Below are 19,176 nucleotides of genomic sequence, written 5' to 3'. Positions count from 1 at the left end.
CCGGCGATGCGCGTCGCGATCCTGCTCGCGGCAGGGGCGTCGCGGCGGTTCGGGGCGCCCAACAAGCTGTTCGCGAGGATCGGGGGAGAGACGCTGCTCGCGCGCGCCATCCGTATCGCGAGGGCGACGCCGGCGCGGCGGCTGATCGTGGTGACAGGCGCGCAGAATCTGCGGGTTTCGGCGGAAGTGCGCCGCGCGGATCGCCGGGCAATCATCCTGCATGCGGCCGGATATCGGGAAGGGCTGGGGGCGAGCCTCAGGGCCGCTTCGGGGGCGCTGCGTCCGATCGATCGTGAGGCGTTGGTGTTCCTGGCCGACATGCCGTGGCTGGCCGAAGATCAGGCGCGACATCTGCTGAGACGGGCGGCGCAGGGCGACGACATTGTCCGGCCAGCGTATCGCGGACGTCCGGGCCACCCGGTGCTGCTCCGCGGGGCGGCTCTGGCTTCGCTGGAGACCGCGCGCGGGGATCAGGGGCCGGGGAGGGCGCTAGGGCTCCGTGCCAGGATGGTCCCCGCCGACCGCCGCTGCGTCGCCGATGTTGATCGACCGGGCGCGCTGACCCGGCGCGTCCCCCGGCTCCGCTGATGTCGGAGGCCGCCCCCGTCATCGTCGCTGCCGAGCTGGGCGCGGCGGACTTCGCATGGCTCGATCGATTGCGTCGCGAGCATTTCCCGTCGGAGCGCAACGTCCTGCCCGCGCATCTGACGCTGTTCCATCATCTGCCGCCCAGCCTGCTCCCCGAACTGGACGCGCGTCTGCGGAGCGAGATGCGCTTAAGAGCCCGGCCGGCGGCGACGATCGGTGAGGCGATGCTCTTCGGCCGGGGCGTCGCGCTGCGGGTCAGGAGCACGGCGCTGGAGGCGCTGAGGGAGGAACTGGCCGAAGCCTTCGCCGGATCGCTGATCCCACAGGACGCAATCCCGTGGCGGCCTCACGTCACCATCCAGAACAAGGCGGACCCCGATGCCGCCCGACAGCTTCACAATGCGCTCAAGCGGGATTTCTCCTGGCCGCGTCCGCTCGCGGTGACCGGCATCGCCACCCATTATTATCGCGATGGGCCATGGGAGCCCATCCGGCGATATCGATTCGGAGGCTAAGGGATCAGTCGACCTGTCCCGTGCCTTCGCAGCTCAGGTCGAATGCGGATAGGCCCGCATCGAGATATTCGGCGAGCGTCGGCATATCGAGAAGCTGGTCGACGGGCGATTCGCCGCTTGGGTCGCTGGCGGCTTCCAGCGCGTCTTCCCATTCGGAAGCGTCATAGGTGCCCCGGCCGACCATCGCGAGCGCGAGAAGCTCGATCTGTTGATCGTCCGCCAGATCCTCGATCGCGGTGCGGAGTTCGTCCTCGACCGTCTCGTCCGTCTCCGATTCGAGCGCATCGAACTCGTCCTCGTCCGAATCATCCAGATCATCGACGTCATCGGGGGCGATGTTCGGCTTCGGAGCCTCCAGCTCGCGAGCGCGGATGATGATGCGGCAGATCAGGTCGAGAGGTGTTTCGAGATCCATCGGACTTCCCTGAACGGTGGACGGATATGTCCGGCGAAACGATAGGGGCGCGTGGCGGTTCCGATGAATCCGACAGGCTGTTGACGCTGCCGTTACACCTGCCTATAGGCCCCGCCACAGCCGGTGACACACCGGCCGGCCCGATCGGGGCGGAGTAGCTCAGCTGGTTAGAGCAGCGGAATCATAATCCGCGTGTCGGGGGTTCAAGTCCCTCCTCCGCTACCATCGTCAATCTTTCCGAGCCTCGAAAAATTGGTGTTTTTCGCCATTTTCGAGGTGGCGATTCGATGTCGGTCGACATTTCCTTATGATGCCAACGGGCCAAGTCGGTCTCCGTCGCGGAGAGTCTGCGCCGGCTTTCTATGTGCGATTTGCTTGGAGCAGGCCGCACGGAGGCAAGCTCACTACAGCCGTTCTGGGTCTACAATCGCTTTCCGGAAGCTGTCGCTGCCATACTCTTCTCGAAGAAGGCGGTGATGCGGCCGGGGTCTCAAAATGAGCATGTCGTCGACGTGATGACCGGGGAGGTTGCCGCACTGGAGGCGGAGCAGGCCGCTGCTCTGGATCGCGACGGTTATCTCCTGCTCCGGGGGGCTGTGCCCGAGCCCTGGTGCGCTAACCTGCGCGCCGCCTTTGACGCTGGCGTGGGGACCGGGGACCAATGGCCCACCCCTCGAAGTGCCGACTGGCGTCATTCTCTGGTCGATCTCGACCTGACTGTGCAACGGACCTGTCGCCTGCCGTCCCTGTTGGCCGCGGTGGGTCAGATACTGGGCGATCCCTTCTTCCTCAGCCAGGTGGAGGGCCGTGAACCGTTGCCGGACGGTGGCCATCAGGCTCTGCATCGTGATGGCGCCGGCCTGGACGCCGTCGCGGCGCTGATCTTCCTCGATCCATATGGGCCGGGCAACGGCGCCACCCGTGTGGTTCCGCGTGCGCTCGATGGAGGTGAGGCGGACGAGACCCTGTCTCTGATCGTGAAGGGTGGGGCGGGGGATATTCTCGTGTTCGATGCAGACCTGCTGCATGGCGCGACCCGCAATCGCTCCGGCGCACGGCGGCGCTCGCTCCTGTTGAGTTTCGTGCCGGAATGCGACCGGTCGATCAACGATGCCTGCCGCGCTCTCCGCAATGTGCGCATGGACACCAGCGAAGTGTTCGTCCCCTTCGGCTGCATGCCGTCAGTTGTAGGTGCCCCGTTTGCGGACGTTCAGCGCGAGGTGCCGCCGGGCTTTGCTGAGGAGGGCTGACCGGCTCCCCCGGCAGACGCTTGCTCTTTCGTGTCCAGCCTCCGATGGTAGCGCTAGCATAAATAGGAGAGGCGATGGTGGCCGAGGCGAGCAAGCGCGCGATCACGCGCAGGGTGCTGCTGTGCAGTGCAGCGTGCGCCAGTGCGGCATTCTCGTTGGGAGCGCCGCTGATCGCGTCGTCGAGGCCGTCTTCCAGGCAGGGAAGCGCAAAGGCCTTCCCCCTGATCGAGAACGCCGTACCCGCCGCCATCCTGATCGACCGCAACGCGGATACCGCCGTCGTGCATGTCGCCGACAGCTTCTCCGGCGACCTCGAACGGGTGAGCGGGCGGCGTCCACAGCGGGTCGCCAGCCCCGATGCGCTTCGCGGGCCTGTCGTGGTGATCGGTGTCATCGGTCAAAGCCCGACGATCGACCGGCTCGTCCAGACCGGAAAAATCGATGCGGCCGGCCTTCACGGTGAGTGGGAGGCGTTCCTTCAGATCGTCGTCGACGATCCCTTTCCCGGCGTGCCGCAGGCGCTGGTGATCGTCGGTTCCGATCGGCGCGGCGCGGTATTCGGCACCTATGACATCTCCGAGCGGATCGGAGTGTCGCCCTGGTACTGGTTCGCCGATGTGCCGGTGACGCGGCGGCGCGACGTCCTGATCCCGGCTGGGGCGCGGCGCGATCAGCCCAGGGTCCGCTATCGCGGCTTCTTCATCAACGACGAGGACCCCAGCTTCAGCGGCTGGGCCAGAAAGAAGTTCGGCGGGATCAACGCGGCGCTCTACGCGCATGTGTTCGAGCTGCTGTTGCGGATGAAGGGCAATTATCTGTGGCCCGCTATGTGGGCGCCCAAGGCCTTCGCCGCCGACGATCCCGACAACCAGCGCCTCGCGGACGCGATGGGCGTCGTCATGGGCAGCTCGCATCATGAGGTGATGATGCGCGCGCAGGACGAATGGCATCGCCACACGGATCAGGGCGTCACCGGCGGCGCGTGGGATTATACGAGGAATGCCGGGAACCTCCGCACCTTCTGGCGCGGCGGGATCGAGCGGATGATGTCGAAGGGCGACGGCAAGGGCTATGAGTCGGTCGTCACCATCGGGATGCGCGGCGACGGCGACGAGGCCATGACCGAGGGCGCGGCGGTTCCCTTGCTGGAACAGATCGTGGCGGGCCAGCGCAAGATCATCGCCGATGTCACGGGCAAGCCGGCGAGCGAAACGCCGCAGATATGGGCGCTCTACAAAGAGGTGCAGGATTATTACGATCACGGCATGAAGGTGCCGGACGACGTCACCCTGCTCTTTTCGGATGATAACTGGGGCCAGATCAGGCGCTTGCCTGCCCCCGGCACACCGGCTCGGCGGGGCGGCTACGGCATCTATTACCACTTCGATTATGTCGGTGGGCCGCGCAACTACAAGTGGATCAACACCAACCAGATCGAGAAGGTCTGGCAGCAGATGGACCTCGCCTATGCGCGCGGCGCGCGGGCGATGTGGATCGTCAATGTCGGCGATATCAAGCCGATGGAATATCCGCTGAGCTTCTTCCTCGCGATGGCGTGGAACCCGGAGGCGATGACCCCGGCGGCGCTCGCGGCCTATCCGGCGGCCTGGGCCGAGGCCGTTTTCGGCCGGGAACAGGCCGGGCGCATCGGCGAGATGATCACCGCCTACAGCCGATATACGGCGCGTCGGAAGCCGGAACTGATCGATCAGGACAGCTTCCCGCTGGGCGGCATCACGCCCGGCGGGCTGGACGGTGGCGAGTTCGGCGCGATGGTGGCCGAATGGGACGCCCTGGAAGCCCATATGCTCGATGCGCGCGCCAGGCTGCGCCCCGATCAGCTCGACAGCTATTATCAACTGGTCGAGTTCCCGATTGCCGCCATGGCGAACCTCTATCGCCTCTATTATGCGGCCGCGTGGAACAAGCTGCTGGCGGGGCGCAACGATGCCCGCGCCAACTTCTTTGCCGACGAGGTGGAGACCGGCTTCGCGCGCGATGGCGAGCTGACCCGGCGCTATCACACGATCCACGACGGGAAGTGGGACGGCATGATGGCGCAGGTTCATATGAGCTATGTCATCTGGAACGATCCTACCCAGCAGACGATGCCGAGCATCATGCGCGTCGGAGCGGATACGCCGAGCGACCGCAGGGACCAGAAGCCGAAATTCGTCGAACGCGCGCCCGTGCTCGAGGGCGTGATCGCCATCGAAGCGACGGCATTCCGCCGTGCAAGGGGCGGAAGGGGGCTGCATTGGGCGCGTATTCCCAATTTGAGCCGCACCGGCGGTGCCGTGCTGGCGCTTCCTCAGGGACGGCCCGCGACGTCGCCGGGAGATGGCATTTGCCTCGAATATGATGTGGCCGTCGAGAAAGCGGGGCCGGCGACGCTGACGCTCGATCTGGCGCCGACGCTGGACACCATGGGCGCGGGCGGTCTGCGCTTGGGCGTGTCGATCGATGATGGTCCGATCCAGACGCTGAAGATGGACCTCGAGCCCACCGGCGGCGCATCCGATAATCCGGCCGGGAAACGGTGGACCCAAGCCGTATGCGACAACGTCTGGCGGCTCTCCGCGACAATGGGGAATTTGGCCGCCGGACATCATGTGGTGAAGTTCTGGCGGATCGACGACAATGTCGTGCTCCAGAAGCTCGTCCTGAGCACCGTGCCGCTGTCCCCGTCCTATCTCGGCCCCGAACCGCGCGCCGTGGGGTGATGAGGCTCAGTCCTTCGCTGCGACCCTCGTCATCGCGAGGGCGGCCGTCACCAGTGCGCCCGCCGCGAAGAACAGCGTCCAGCGTGGGTCGCCCGGAAAAAGATGCGCGCCGATCGCTCCCATCACGCTCGATACCAGCAGCTGGGGCAGCACGACGAAGATGTTGAAAAGCCCCATATAGACGCCGAGCTTCCGTTGCGGCAGCAGCCCGGCGAGGATCGCATAGGGCATGGTGAGCAGCGACGCCCATGCGATGCCGATCAGCAGCATCGGCGCGAGGAGCGCGGTCGCGCTATGGATCTGCGGAATGAGGGCGAAGCCGATCGCACCGGCCAGCAGGCAGAGGATGTGCGTGGAACGCCGCCCGATCCGCTTCGCCAGCAGAGGCAGCAGAAAGGCCATGATGGCCGCGACGCCGTTATAGGTGGCGAACAGCACGCCCACCCAGTCCGCTCCGTCGGCATAGGCTTGGCTCGCCGGGTCGCGCGTGCCGAAGGCGACCATGGCGACGACGGGCGTGGTGAACACCCAGAGAATGAACAGCGCCGACCATGTGCAGAATTGCACCAGCGCGAGCCGGCGCATCCCGTCCGGCATGGTGGCGAGATCGGAGATGATCCGGCCGAGCGCGTTGTCGCCATGTCCGGCCGAGAGCGCGCGGCGGTGGATCATCTGCGCCAGCCCGAAGGCGGTGAGCCCGCCGGCGAGGATATAGAGCGGCTTGTCGAGCCCGAGCAGGCTCACGCCCACGCCGATCAGTACCCCGAGAGCGAGCCAGGCAGGCCCGGATCGCGGCGCGACCAGTGGCGTGTCGTCCGGTCCCGCCTCTGCGGCGGTGTCGAAGGAAGCGAGTTCGGCCGGCGAATATTCGCGCGTCGTCAGGATCGTCCACAGCACCGCGACGAGCAGAACCGCCGCACCGATCTGGAAGGCGAGGCGCACCGATGGCGGCACGACGCCGGGCGGCGCGGTGCTGGCGACGCCGAAGCCATGGCTCAATATCTCGGGGGCGAGCGAGGCCGCGACGGCGCCCGCGCCGATGAAGGCGGTCTGCATCGCATAGCCCGCAGTCCGCTGCTCCGGCGCGAGCATGTCACCCACGAAGGCACGGAAGGGCTCCATCGTCACGTTGAGCGAGCCGTCGAGCAACCATAGCAGCACGGCCGCGACCGCGATGCCGGGGGCCGAAGGCATGGCCAGCAGCGCGAAGGTCGCCAGCAACGCGCCGATGAGGAAATAGGGGCGTCGCCGGCCCAGCCTTCCCCATGTCCGGTCGCTGAAATGCCCGATCAGCGGCTGGACGAGCAGGCCCGTCACCGGCGCGGCGATCCACAGCAGCGGCAGCGCGTCGATCGAGGTGCCGAGCGTCTGGAAGATGCGTGTGACATTGGCGTTCTGGAGCGCGAACCCCGTCTGGATTCCGAAGAAACCGAAGGAGATGTTCCAGAGCCCGCGGAAGCCCTGCCGGGGTTTCTCCGCCACTCAGTGCACGCCCGTCGAACGTCGCACGACGAGGCGGGCGGGAAGGGTGGCGCCCTCGATCGTTTCGCCGCGAAGCTGGGCGAGCAGCGCATCGACCAGCATCTCGCCCGCGCGTCGCGCATCCTGCGCCACGGTGGTGAGCGGCGGGTTGGCGAGGCTGGCGGCGGTGATGTCGTCGAAGCCGACCACCGCGACGTCGCCCGGCACCGACAGGCCGGCTTCGGCCAGCGCGTGCATCGCGCCGATCGCGATCAGGTCGCTCGCCGCGAACACGGCATCGGGCGGATCGCCGCGCAGCAGGATGCGGCGCATCGCATCCTGTCCCGATTGCTCGGTGGTGATCGCGTCGGCCTGCAAGGTGAGCGGCGGCGGCGCGAGGCCGGCGTCGTGATGGGCCAGGCAATAGCCGCGATAGCGATCGAGGAACTCGGGATAGCGGCTGTTGGCCTCGCCGAGGAAAGCGATGCGCCGCCGTCCGAGCGCGATCAGATGGCGCGCGGCTTCCCGTCCGCCCTGCACATTGTCGCAGCCGATGGTGATGCCGGGCTGATCGGGCTGCACCGAGCCCCAGCGCACGAAATGCGTGCCCTGCTCGACAAGCTGGTCGATCCGCGCGCGATAGGCCTCATAGTCGCCATAGCCGAGCAGGATCAGGCCATCGGCCTTGCGGCTGTCCTCATAATCGACATGCCAGTTAGCGGACATCTGCTGGAACGAGATGAGCAGGTCATAGCCGCGCTTGGCGCAGGTGCGCGTGATCGATCCCAGCATCGAGAGGAAGAAGGGGTTGATCATGGACTCGTCCGAGGTCGGGTCCTCGAACAGCAGCAGGGCCAGCGTCTCGGAATGGCGGCGGCGCAGGTTGGAGGCGTTCTTGTCCACCTTGTAGTTGAGCTGGCGCGCGATCGCCTCGATGCGTTTGCGCGTCGCTTCGCTCACCGTTCCGCTGCCGCTCAGCGCGCGCGAGACGGTCGGCTGCGAGACGCCCGCCAGTTCCGCAATATCGAACGATGTCGCCTTAGTCATGCCGGCCCTTGCCCCTCACCATGCGGGTGTGTCTCGCCCTGCCAACGGGCGGCCCCCTTCATGACGTTGCATATAGCGTCCGCAGGCGGGAACGCACTGAATACGTATGTGGGCTGCTTAACGGTGCCGCCCGATTGTCGCACAGGACAACCGACGGCAGGGCTGGTGCCCGCCGCGAAATCAAAAAAGCGGCCCCTGCCAAGGCCGCCTCCGAGGGGGAGGATCATGACCTATTCCGCACAGCGCCTTTCGGCGCCCGCCTTCGCTCGCCCTGCGCTGACCCGTCTCGGGCTTGGCGTCAGCCTGATCGGCCTTCTGGCCGGCACCGCGCAGGCGCAACAGATCGCTCTCAACGGCAGCGCGGCGGCGTCCGCAACGGCCGCGACCGACAGCACCGACGGCAGCGCGGCCAACGTCATCACCGTGACCGGCATCCGCGCCTCGCTCGACAGCGCCGCGAAGATCAAGCGCCTGTCGACCACGATCGTCGACTCCGTCTCGGCCGAGGATATCGGCAAGCTGCCCGATGTCTCGATCGCGGACTCGCTCGCCCGTCTCCCCGGCGTCACCGCCCAGCGCCTCGAAGGGCGCGACCAGCGCCTCTCGATCCGCGGCCTCGGCCCGGATTTCGGCACCACGCTGCTCAACGGCCGCGAGCAGGTCACCGTCGGCGACAATCGCGGCGTGGAATATGACCAGTATCCGTCCGAATTCTTCAAGACGGTCAACGTCTACAAGAGCGCCGACGCCGGCCTGATCGCTGCGGGCATTTCCGGCACCGTGGACCTTCGGATGCTGCGCCCGCTGGCTCAGGCGGAGCGGATCGTCTCGATCCAGGCACGAGGCGAGATGAACGACTACAAGTCGCTCAACCCGGACCAGACGCGCTACGGCTATCGCGTGTCGGGCGCCTATGTCGACAAGTTCGCCGACGACACGTTCGGCGTCGCGCTGGGCATCTCGGCCACCTCCGCGCCCTCGCAGGATGAGCGCTACAATGCATGGGGCTATGCCAACGACGCGGCGGGCAACCTCGTGCTCGGCGGCGCCAAACCCTATGTCCAGTCCAACCTGCTGAACCGCATCGGCGGCGTCGCCACGCTGGAGTGGCAGCCGAGCGACAAGTTCCACTCGACCTTCGATGCGCTCTATTCGCACTTCAAGGAAACGCAGCATCTGCGCGGCATCGAGTTCCCGCTCGCGTACGGCGCGCAGGCGGACGGCTCGCCGCTCCCCTATACCGCGAACACCGTCGTCGACGGGCTCGAGACGTCGACCACCTTCAGCAATGTCCACGGCGTCCAGCGCAACGACTATAACCGCCGCACCGCGAACAACATCTCGCTCGGCTGGAACAACGTCTACAGCTTCAACGACACGACGCATTTCGTGGTGGATGCGAGCTGGTCGCACGCCAAGCGCACCGACTTCCTGCTCGAGACCTATACCGGCGCCGGCTACAACAAGACCGGGCCGGGCGATACGGTGACGGTCACCCAGAACAAGGACGGCACCTTCGGCTTCCAGACCGGCCTCGATTATGCCGACGACGGTGTGTTCCAGCTCACCGATCCGCAGGGCTGGGGCTATAACGGCACGCAGACCGTGGTGCAGGCGGGCTTCCTCAACAAGCCGGTCTTCACCGACGACCTGAAGGCGCTCCGGGCCAGCCTCGACGGCGAGTTCGGCGGCGGGCTGCTCCATGGCTGGGAAGTCGGCGTCAATTACAGCCGCCGCGAGAAGGACAGCGCCTACAAGTCCTACTTCCTCTGCCCGAAGGGCGGCGACGGAAGCTGCACCATCACGCCGGCGGCCGGCACGCCGACCTCGGCACCGGTGCCTGCGGGCGCGCTGACCGGGGATTCGGTGTCGCTGGGCTATCTGGGCATCCCGCAGATCCTCGCGCTCAACCCGATCTATCTCTACAACAACGCCTACGACGCCTTTTACGATAATCGCCCCGGCTCGCTGGTGCGCGACAACAAGGTCTATGAGAATGTCTGGACCGGCTATGCGAAGCTGAAGATCGACGGGCGCGTGGCCGACATGCCGCTGCGCGGCTCGATCGGCGCGCAGGTCGTCCACACCGGGCAAAGCTCCTCGGGCACGACCTCCAGCTTCACCAACGGCGTCGTCACGATCGACCCGATCCACGAGAAGACCAACTACACCAACTTCCTGCCGAGCCTCGCGCTGGCGCTGGAGGTGAAGCCCGGTGCCTTCGTGAAGGTCGGCGCATCGCAGACGATGGTGCGCCCGCGCCTCGATCAGGAGCGCGCCAACCGCGAGCTGGACGTCAACGCGACCAATGCCGGCGCCGGTGGCGGGCCGATCAACAGCCCGTTCAGCTTCCAGGCGGGCAACACCTATCTGAAGCCCTACAAGTCGACCAATCTCGACATCAGCCTCGAGAAATATTTCACCAACTCGGGCTATGTCTCGGTGGCGGGCTACTACAAGCACCTCACCCAATTCGTCGATCCGAACAACAGCGTCGCGTTCGACTTCACCGACTATCTGGGCCAGCTTTCCCCGGCGCAGCAGGCGGCGACGCTGGCGACCGGCGGGCAGATCGGCCTGTCGCACATCCCCGCCAATGCGGGCCACGGCAACCTCAAGGGCTTCGAGGCGACGCTGTCGCTGCCGTTCAAGGACATCACCCACTATCTCGACGGCTTCGGCTTCTACGGCAGCACGTCCTACAGCAAGAGCCGCATCATCTACGACAGCAACCCGACCCAGCCGATCACGCTGCCGGGCCTGTCCAAGTGGGTGGCGAGCGCGGAGGTTTATTTCGAGAAGTCGGGCTTCCAGGCGCGGGTGAGCTATCGCTATCGCTCGAAGTTCCTGGGCGAGGTGGCCGGTCTCTCGGCTGCGCCGACCTATCGCGAGGCGAAGGCCGAGGGCATCCTCGACGCCCAGATCGGCTATGACTTCAACTCGGGACCGCTCAAGGGCTTCTCGATCCTGGCCCAGGCGAAGAACCTCACCGATCGTCCGTTCGTCACCTACCAGAACAACGATCCGCGTCAGGTCATCGACTATCAGCGCTACGGCCGCGATTACTATCTCGGCATTGCCTACAAGTTCTGATCCGGCATCCGGCGGTGCGGTCTTCGGGCCGTCCGCCGGGCCAATACGGGATACCGGTCGTGCAGGATGATCCGATCAGCATCGTGACAGCGGATGGTGCGGCATGAAGTGCCGTTCGCTCCTCGCGCTTGCATCGCTGTTGTTGTCGACGGCCCCGCTGGCGGCGGCCGATTATCGCCAGCGGCTGCCCGAAGACGAGACCATCTATTTCCTGCTGCCCGACCGGTTCGACAACGCCGATCCTTCCAACGATCGCGGCGGCCTCGCCGGCGACCGGCTGCACACCGGTTTCGATCCCGCCGACAAGGGCTTCTACCATGGCGGCGACCTGAAGGGCGTGCTCCGCCGTCTGGACTATATCCAGGGCATGGGCGTGACCGCGCTGTGGGTGGCGCCGATCTTCCGCAACAAGCCGGTGCAGGGGCCGGCGGGGCATGAATCCGCCGGCTATCACGGCTACTGGATCACCGACTTCACCCATGTCGATCCGCATTTCGGCAGCGATGCCGATTTCAAGGCGCTGGTCGACGCTGCCCATGCGCGGGGGATGAAGGTCTATATGGATATCGTCGTGAACCACACGGCGGACGTGATCCAGTATCGCGAATGCGCTGACGGGCAGGCGTGCCCCTATCGTTCGCGTGCCGATTATCCCTATTCCCGTCGCGGTGGCGTCACCGGAGCGCCGATCAACGCCGGCTTCACGGGCGACGCCGATCACAGCCCCGCCAACTTCGCGCACCTCACCCGGCCGGACTATGCCTACACGCCCTTCGTGCCGGCGGCCGAGGCGCATGAGAAGGTGCCCGACTGGCTCAACGACCCGATCTATTATCACAATCGCGGCAACTCGACCTTCGCGGGCGAAAGCTCGACGATGGGCGACTTCTCCGGTCTCGACGATGTGATGACCGAGAGTCCGCGCGTCGTCTCGGGCTTCATCGACATCTATGGCGGCTGGATCGATCGCTTCCATGTCGACGGCTTCCGCATCGACACCGCGCGGCATGTGAACCCGGAATTCTGGCAGGCCTTCGTGCCCGCCATGGAGCAGCGCGCCCGTGCCGCCGGCATCCCCCACTTCCACATCTTCGGCGAGGTGGCGGTGCCCGATGCCGGTACGCTGGCCGAGCATACGCGCGTCGACAAGCTGCCGGCCGTGCTGGACTTCGCCTTTGCCAAGGCTGCGGCAGAGACCGTCGCTGGCAAGGCGGGCACCGATCTGTTCGAGCGCACCTTCGCTGCCGATCCGCTCTACGAGCATGGCTTCGCGACGGCCAATGAGCTGCCCACCTTCGTCTCCAACCACGACAATGGCCGCTTCGCCTGGTTCGTGAAGCAGGGCTTCCCGCAGGCCAGCGACGAGGAGGTGATGCGGCGCGTCATCCTCGCACACGCGATGCTGCTCACCCTGCGCGGGGTTCCGACCATCTATGCCGGCGACGAGCAGGGCTTCGTCGGGACGGGCAACGATCAGGATGCGCGCGAGGATCAGTTCGCCAGCCGCACGCCGCTCTATCTGGGGCAGAAGCTGCTCGGCACCGACGCGACCCATGCGACCGCGCGCTTCGACGCGGCGCACCCGATCTACCGCGCGATCGCCGAACTCGCCCGCATCCGCGCCGCGACGTCCGCGCTCCGCCGGGGCACGCAGATCGTCCGTGCGGCGGGGGACAAGCCGGGGCTGCTCGCCGTCTCGCGCTTCGATCCGGAGACGCATCGCGAGGTGCTGATCGCCTTCAACACCTCCACCGCGCCGATCGAGGCGCAGGTGGAGGTGGATACCGCTTCATCCCGTTTCGTCAGCCTGCATGGCGGCTGCGCACCCGTCGCTTCGGCGCCGGGCAGCGTTCGCGTCACGCTCGCCCCCCTCGATTATGTGATCTGCAACAGAGCCCCATGATGATCGAAACCCAATCGGCCCCCGGGATCGCGCACCCCCTCCGTGCATCCCGGCCCTGGTGGCGCGGCGCCGCCATCTACCAGATCTATCCGCGCAGCTTCGCGGACTCCAACGGCGACGGCATCGGCGACCTGCCGGGCATCACCGCGCGGCTCGATCATGTCGCGTCGCTCGGCGTGGATGCGATCTGGCTGTCGCCCTTCTTCACCTCGCCGATGCGCGATTTCGGCTATGACGTGGCGGATTATTGCGATGTCGATCCGATCTTCGGCACGCTTGGCGATTTCGATGCGCTGATCGCCCGCGCCCATGCGCTGGGGCTGAAGGTCATCATCGATCAGGTCTATTCGCATACCTCGGATCAGCATGCCTGGTTCCGCGAGAGCCGGCAGGATCGCACCAATGCGCGCGCCGACTGGTATGTCTGGGCTGATCCCAAGCCGGACGGCTCGCCGCCCAACAACTGGGCCTCGGTGTTCGGCGGCCCGGCCTGGTCGTGGGACGCGCGGCGGCGCCAATATTATCTGCACAATTTCCTGACCGAGCAGCCCGATCTCAACGTCCATAATCCGGATGTGCAGCAGGCGCTGATCGATACGGCGCGCTTCTGGCTGGATCGCGGGGTGGACGGCTTCCGGCTCGACGCGCTCAACTTTGCGATGCACGACCCGGAGCTGCGCGACAATCCGCCCGCGCCCGACAATGGCAGCCCGCGCACCCGCCCGTTCGATTACCAGCTCCACCTGTTCAACCAGAGCCATGCCGACATCGCCGGCTTCATCGAGCGGCTTCGGGGCGTGCTCGACAGCTATGGCGACCGTTTCACCGTCGCGGAGATCGGCGGCCCCGATCCCGATGCCGAGATGAAGGCCTTCACGCGCGGCGACCGGCGGCTGAACAGCGCCTACAGCTTCGACTTCCTCTATGCGCCGCGCCTCACGCCTGCGCTCGTGCAGGCCTCGCTCGATCGCTGGCCGGCGGGCGAGGGGATCGGCTGGCCGAGCTGGGCTTTCTCCAACCATGACGCCCCTCGCGCCATCTCGCGCTGGGCGGCGCCTGAGCAGGCGGATCGCATCGCTCGCATGGCGATGCTGCTGCTCGTCACGCTGCGGGGCAACATCTTCCTCTATCAGGGCGACGAGCTGGGCCTGACGCAGGTGGACGTCCCCTTCGAGGCCCTTCAGGACCCGGAGGCAATCGCCAACTGGCCGCTGACGCTGAGCCGTGATGGCGCGCGGACGCCCATGCCGTGGCGGCATTCGTGGCCGCATGGCGGCTTCTCGACTGTCCAGCCCTGGCTACCGCTGGGCGCTGACCATGATGCGCTCGCCGTGGACCGGCAGGAGGCGCGCGCCGATTCCATGCTGGCCCTCACGCGCGATCTTCTTGCCATGCGCAACGCCAGCGATGTGCTGCTGATCGGCGATATGCGGATCGTCGAAGCAAACGAGGCGCTTCTGGTGTTCGAGCGATCGAACGGGGAGGGGCTGCTTCTCTGCGCCTTCAATCTGGGCGATGTGCCGCTCGACTGGCAACCGACCGAAGCCGCCCGGTGGCGGATGATGGCCGAAGTGGGCGGTGCGGCGATCGGCCGGCTGCCGGCTGTCTCGGGCATGGTGCTCGAACGGCTCGGTTGAGCATTATCGGTCCTCGTAGGGGCCAGCCGCGCGATCTTGTGTCGCTTCGGCGTGAAGGAGTGGATGGAATGTTCAGGTCTCGTCGGGTTCGCCAGCGCTGGATGGCGACGGCTTCCGCAGTCTTGCTGGCGGGCGCCGCGCCGGCCGTGGCGGCGACGCCTCCCGCGATGCCGTCCAACCCCGCCGTGGATCAACTCGACTGGTGGAAACATGCCGTCGTCTACGAGGTCTATCCGCGCAGCTTCGCGGACAGCAACAATGACGGCATCGGCGACATCGCCGGCATCGATCGCCACATGGATTATATCCAGGCACTCGGCATCGACGCGGTCTGGATGACGCCGATGTTCCCGAGCCCGCAGGCGGACTTCGGCTATGACGTCGCGGATTATAACGGCGTCGATCCGCAGTTCGGCACGGTCGCCGACGTCGATCACCTGATCGCCGACGGCAAGACCCGTGGCGTCAAGCTGATCCTTGATTTCGTGGTGAACCACACGTCGGATACGCACCCCTGGTTCGTCCAGTCGCGCAGCAGCCGTACCAACCCCTATCGCGATTTCTATATCTGGCGCGACGCCAAGGCGGACGGCAGCCCGCCCAACAACTGGACGTCGATCTTCGGCGGCTCCGCCTGGACGGCCGATGCGAAGACCGGCCAGTCCTATTATCATTATTTCTACCCGCAGCAGCCCGATCTCAACTGGCGCAACCCCAAGGTCGAGCAGGCGATGTTCGATGCGGCCGCGTGGTGGCTGAAGCGCGGCGTGTACGGCTATCGCCTCGATGCGGTGGACGCGATGTTCGAGCGGCCGGATCTCAAGGACAATCCGATCACCAGCGGCACCGACGCCTTCGGGATGCCCAACCAAAGCCGCCCCAACAACGACAACCAGCCCGAAGTCCATACCGAGCTTCAGAAGCTGCGCCGCGAGGTGATCGATCGCTATCCGGGCCGCGTGCTGATCGGCGAGACGTGGACGGACAATGCCGCCGATCTGGTCCGCTACTACGGGCCGAAGAACGACGAACTTCAGTTGCCCATGTTCCTCAACCTGATGACGCTGAAGACGCTGACCGCGCCGGATCTGCGCGCGCGGATTCAGGCGGTCGAGAGCAATCCGGTGGGCGGCTGGCCCTGTTTCGCCCTCTCCAACCACGACAATCGTCGCGTGGCCGGTCGCCTGCCGCTGCCGCCGGGCGCGTCCACCGACGACATGGCCAAGCTCACCGGCGCCCTGCTGCTGACGCTGCGGGGCACGCCCATCCTCTATTACGGGGAGGAACTGGGCATGGTGAACAACGATCCCACCCGCGTCGAGGATGTGCAGGACGTCATCGGCAAGAAGGGCTGGCCGCTGGAGAAAGGCCGCGACGGCGAGCGCTCGCCGATGCACTGGGATGCGAGCGTCAACGCCGGCTTCAACGGCGGGGCGAAGCCGTGGCTGCCGGTCGGCCCCGATTATGCGACGCGCAATGTCGCCGTCCAGATGGACGATCCCCATTCGGTGCTGTCGCTGTACCGTACGCTGATCGCCGCCCGCCGGACCAATCCGGCGCTGTCGGGCGATTATGTGCAGGTCGCGCCAAACGACCCGCAGGTGCTTGCTTTCCAGCGCAGCGGTGGAGGTCGTAAGGTGCTGGTACTGCTCAATTTCGACGACAAGCCGGCCGAGATCGCCCTATCCGGCGTCAGCGCGGCGAAGATCGATCATGTCATCGCCAGCAACCGTGCTCTTCCGTCCACGGATGGGGTTCACCTCGATCCTCTGGGCGTGTTCGTGGCCGAAATCGAATAGGACAGGCGCGGACCATTGCGAACGGTGGGTGGACTGGGCATCACAGGCCGACGATCCACCAGCTTGATCGGGAACCGTGACGTCCAAGATCGCCACAGCGTCCGCCGACCGGGACTTGAAGCTGCTCCGCCGCCTGTTGCGCGCGAAGGACCGGATGGATGCCGCCCCGCAGGAGGAATGGCCGGTGTCGCGGCTGGCCCGCGTCAGCGGCGCCTCGGAGGCGCATTTCGCGCGCTCGTTCCGGGATGCCTTCGGTGTCCCGCCGCATCGCTATCTGCTGACCCGCCGCGTCGAGCGTGCCACGGCCCTGCTGCGCGATACCGATCTGCCGGTCACGGAGATCGCCTTCCAGACAGGCTGGAACAGCCTGGGGACCTTCGGCCGCACTTTTCGTGACGTGACCGGCGAGAGTCCGGGCGAATGGCGGCGGCGGATGCAGGCTGCGGCGCATGATCTGGAGCAGGTGCCGCACTGCTTCGTCAGCGCGGCGCAACGGCCCGATCTCACAATGGCAGTTTCGGAGAAGCGGCGGCGGGAGAGCGGCGATAGGACCGGGGCCATCGAAACGGAGGTCTTATGACGCAAGGTGTCCAAGTCGCCGGCCTGTACGTCCACGATCAGGACGAGGCGCTTCAGTTCTATGTCGAGAGGCTCGGATTTCGCGTCCATACCGACGCGCGCAACGGGGATTATCGCTGGTTGACAGTGCAGCATCCCGATCAGCCGGACTTCCAGCTTGGCCTGTTCCGGCCGCAGGCGCCGACGGTCGATGAGGAGACCGCGCGGGGGCTGCTGGAGGCGGTCGCCAAGGGAGCGATGCCGCCGCTGGTGCTGGTCGTCGAGGATTGCCACGCCACCTATGAGGCGATGCGGGGGCGCGGCGTCGAGTTCACGCAGGAGCCGATCGCGCGGTATGGCTCGGTCGACGCGAGCTTCCGCGATCCGTCGGGCAATGGCTGGAAGCTGATCCAGGCCCGCTGAGGCACCCCATGTGCTTCATTCCATCCTGCCTGCTCCTGAGGGGAGGCTGCTATGATCTTGCGAAGCTGGGTCCGCCAGAGCCATCGCTGGCTGGGCATCATCCTGACCCTGACTGTCCTTGCGAACTTCCTGATGATGCCCTTCGGCCCGCCACCGCCGCCCATTGTCTATGCGCCGCTGGCACCGCTGGCGCTGCTGCTGGCCAGTGGGTTGTACATGTTCTTCCTGCCTTATGTCCGGACGACGGAGCGGTCGTGATCGACAGACGTGCCGACGTCCTTGAGCATGGTCCGCTCGTGCCTTACGCCACGTCTCCAACAAGTTGCGCCCGAGCGCGACGACCAGTGGAGGAGGCGGTGTCATGAGTCAGGCGGCATTCCGATCGGGGGCGGGCGCGGAGCCGTCGCTGCTCCATCCCGGCTTGCTGGCCTGCATTGCCACCGCCGCGCTGGCCGGGCTTCTGTTCGGGTTCGACACCGCCGTGATCTCCGGCACGACCCATGCCTTGTCGAAGCAATATGATCTCGACCCGACGTGGCTGGGCGTCACCGTATCCTCCGCGCTCTGGGGCACGTTGATCGGAGCGTTGTTCGCCGGCGTTCCCGGTGATCGTTTCGGCAGCCGCGATACGCTGCGGGTGCTCGCCATTTTCTACGTCATTGCCGGTTTCGGCTGTGCCTTCGCGTGGAGCTGGGGCTCGCTCGTCCTGTTCCGCGTCTTTGCCGGCCTTGCGGTCGGAGGCTCCTCGGTGCTGGCGCCGGTCTATATCTCGGAAATCGCGCCGCCGTCGAAGCGTGGGGCACTGGTCGCGACATTCCAGTTCAACATCATCCTCGGCATCCTGCTGGCCTATGTATCCAATGCGATCATCGGCTCGTTCGGGCTGGGCGCGACCGAATGGCGGTGGAAGTTCGGCGTGGCCGCGGTGCCGGCACTGGTCTTCATGCTGCTCCTGATCCGTATTCCGAACAGTCCGCGCTGGCTGGTCGGGAAAGGCCGGGAGGACGAAGCCCGCCGCTCGCTCGCCCGTATCGGCATGGAGGGCGATCAGGCCGATGCCGCCATCGATGCATTCCGGCGAGGCCTGGCGAAGACGGGAGCGAGCGAAAGGCTGTCCTGGACCCGGCACCGGAAGCCCATCCTGCTGGCGGTCGCGATCGCGGCGTTCAACCAGCTCTCGGGGATCAACGCGCTGCTCTATTATCTGAACGACATCTTCGCGGTGTCGGGCGGCGCTTTCTCGGCGGACATGCAGGCCGTCATCATCGGCCTGGTCAACGCGGTGTTCACCTGCGTCGGCATGTTGCTGATCGACAGGCTGGGGCGGACGACGCTTCTCCTGATCGGTTCCGCCGGCATGGCTGTCTGCCTCGCCGTGGCGGGGGCGGCGATGGGCGGCGTGCTGCCGAAGCCGATGGTCCTCTATGCGCTGATCGGGTTCATAGCCTTCTTCGCCCCCAGCACCGGGGCGGTGATCTGGGTCTATATCAGCGAGGTCTTTCCGACGCCGGTGCGCGGGCGCGGCAGCGCGGTCGGCGCCTCGACCCATTGGGGGCTGAACGCGATGATCGCGGCCGTCTTCCCCACTGTGGCGGCGATGTCCGCCAGCCTGCCCTTCTATTTCTTCGCGGTGATGATGGTCGTGCAGTTCGCGATCGTGTGGGTCTATTTCCCGGAGACGAAGGGCATCTCGCTGGAGGGGATGGAAGAGCAGCTCGAAGGGGAGCCGGCGCGCCAGCCGGCCACGGCGTCTCTCCTCTAAGG

General features: G+C 66.2%; 15 protein-coding genes and 1 tRNA gene. 13 read left to right on the top strand and 3 right to left on the bottom strand.

Annotation, left to right across the window (positions count from 1 at the left end):
• Positions 1–6 precede the first annotated feature (6 nt).
• Together ST3T6A_RS20185 and ST3T6A_RS0113320 are read left to right on the top strand one after the other, a co-directional pair.
• Complete coding sequence (locus tag ST3T6A_RS20185; protein ID WP_019833437.1) at positions 7–588, top strand: nucleotidyltransferase family protein; 582 nt, start codon at positions 7–9, stop codon at positions 586–588.
• Positions 588–1,103 (top strand): 2'-5' RNA ligase family protein, encoded by a 516-nt coding sequence (locus tag ST3T6A_RS0113320; protein ID WP_019833436.1) that lies wholly within the window; start codon positions 588–590, stop codon positions 1,101–1,103. Before ST3T6A_RS20185 ends, ST3T6A_RS0113320 begins: the two co-directional genes overlap by 1 nt.
• Positions 1,104–1,107: 4 nt before the next feature.
• Here ST3T6A_RS0113320 and ST3T6A_RS0113315 read toward each other — a convergent pair whose 3' ends face one another.
• Entirely contained in the window at positions 1,108–1,518 is a 411-nt protein-coding gene (locus ST3T6A_RS0113315; protein ID WP_019833435.1) for a DUF3775 domain-containing protein, read from the bottom strand.
• 148 nt (positions 1,519–1,666) lie between these two features.
• Here ST3T6A_RS0113315 and ST3T6A_RS0113310 point away from each other — a divergent pair.
• From ST3T6A_RS0113310 to ST3T6A_RS0113295, 3 genes are all read left to right on the top strand, one after another.
• Positions 1,667–1,743: transfer RNA gene (locus ST3T6A_RS0113310), tRNA-Met, on the top strand.
• Positions 1,744–1,880: 137 nt separating this feature from the next.
• Positions 1,881–2,768 carry a phytanoyl-CoA dioxygenase family protein gene (locus ST3T6A_RS20180; protein WP_202804592.1) on the top strand — a complete coding sequence of 296 codons (888 nt, stop codon included), beginning with the start codon at positions 1,881–1,883 and terminating at the stop codon, positions 2,766–2,768.
• A 74-nt stretch (positions 2,769–2,842) separates the two neighbouring features.
• Positions 2,843–5,491, top strand: a complete 2,649-nt coding sequence (locus ST3T6A_RS0113295; RefSeq protein ID WP_019833432.1) for a glycosyl hydrolase 115 family protein — start codon at positions 2,843–2,845, stop codon at positions 5,489–5,491.
• A gap of 6 nt (positions 5,492–5,497) precedes the next feature.
• Here ST3T6A_RS0113295 and ST3T6A_RS0113290 read toward each other — a convergent pair whose 3' ends face one another.
• On the bottom strand, positions 5,498–6,973 hold the full coding sequence (locus ST3T6A_RS0113290) for an MFS transporter (protein ID WP_019833431.1): 1,476 nt from the start codon (positions 6,971–6,973) through the stop codon (positions 5,498–5,500).
• On the bottom strand, positions 6,974–7,999 hold the full coding sequence (locus tag ST3T6A_RS0113285; protein WP_019833430.1) for a LacI family DNA-binding transcriptional regulator: 1,026 nt from the start codon (positions 7,997–7,999) through the stop codon (positions 6,974–6,976).
• Between the two features lie 225 nt (positions 8,000–8,224).
• Here ST3T6A_RS0113285 and ST3T6A_RS0113280 point away from each other — a divergent pair, with 225 nt between their 5' ends.
• The 8 genes from ST3T6A_RS0113280 to ST3T6A_RS0113245 all read left to right on the top strand — a co-directional run bounded on the left by ST3T6A_RS0113280 (position 8,225) and on the right by ST3T6A_RS0113245 (position 19,174).
• Positions 8,225–11,092 carry a TonB-dependent receptor gene (locus tag ST3T6A_RS0113280; protein WP_019833429.1) on the top strand — a complete coding sequence of 956 codons (2,868 nt, stop codon included), beginning with the start codon at positions 8,225–8,227 and terminating at the stop codon, positions 11,090–11,092.
• A gap of 103 nt (positions 11,093–11,195) precedes the next feature.
• Positions 11,196–12,995: an alpha-amylase family glycosyl hydrolase gene (locus ST3T6A_RS0113275; RefSeq protein ID WP_019833428.1), complete on the top strand. Its 1,800-nt coding sequence runs from the start codon at positions 11,196–11,198 to the stop codon at positions 12,993–12,995.
• Positions 12,995–14,632, top strand: a complete 1,638-nt coding sequence (locus ST3T6A_RS0113270) for an alpha-glucosidase (RefSeq protein WP_019833427.1) — start codon at positions 12,995–12,997, stop codon at positions 14,630–14,632. The genes ST3T6A_RS0113275 and ST3T6A_RS0113270 overlap by 1 nt, the downstream gene beginning before the upstream one ends.
• Before the next feature lie 68 nt (positions 14,633–14,700).
• Positions 14,701–16,431, top strand: a complete 1,731-nt coding sequence (locus tag ST3T6A_RS0113265) for a glycoside hydrolase family 13 protein (protein WP_026359697.1) — start codon at positions 14,701–14,703, stop codon at positions 16,429–16,431.
• Positions 16,432–16,546: 115 nt separating this feature from the next.
• Positions 16,547–17,011 carry a helix-turn-helix domain-containing protein gene (locus ST3T6A_RS0113260; RefSeq protein ID WP_202804591.1) on the top strand — a complete coding sequence of 155 codons (465 nt, stop codon included), beginning with the start codon at positions 16,547–16,549 and terminating at the stop codon, positions 17,009–17,011.
• The gene (locus ST3T6A_RS0113255) at positions 17,008–17,412 is read left to right on the top strand and encodes a VOC family protein (protein ID WP_019833424.1); all 405 of its coding nucleotides are present in this window, start codon (positions 17,008–17,010) and stop codon (positions 17,410–17,412) included. Before ST3T6A_RS0113260 ends, ST3T6A_RS0113255 begins: the two co-directional genes overlap by 4 nt.
• A gap of 51 nt (positions 17,413–17,463) precedes the next feature.
• Complete coding sequence (locus ST3T6A_RS0113250) at positions 17,464–17,670, top strand: hypothetical protein (protein ID WP_019833423.1); 207 nt, start codon at positions 17,464–17,466, stop codon at positions 17,668–17,670.
• A gap of 103 nt (positions 17,671–17,773) precedes the next feature.
• Positions 17,774–19,174 carry a sugar porter family MFS transporter gene (locus tag ST3T6A_RS0113245; RefSeq protein WP_019833422.1) on the top strand — a complete coding sequence of 467 codons (1,401 nt, stop codon included), beginning with the start codon at positions 17,774–17,776 and terminating at the stop codon, positions 19,172–19,174.
• The last annotated feature ends 2 nt before the right edge of the window (positions 19,175–19,176 follow it).

This window comes from Sphingomonas sp. PR090111-T3T-6A (assembly GCF_000383095.1).
Lineage (GTDB): Bacteria > Pseudomonadota > Alphaproteobacteria > Sphingomonadales > Sphingomonadaceae > Solisphingomonas.
This window is presented reverse-complemented; position numbering and strand designations above follow the sequence as displayed.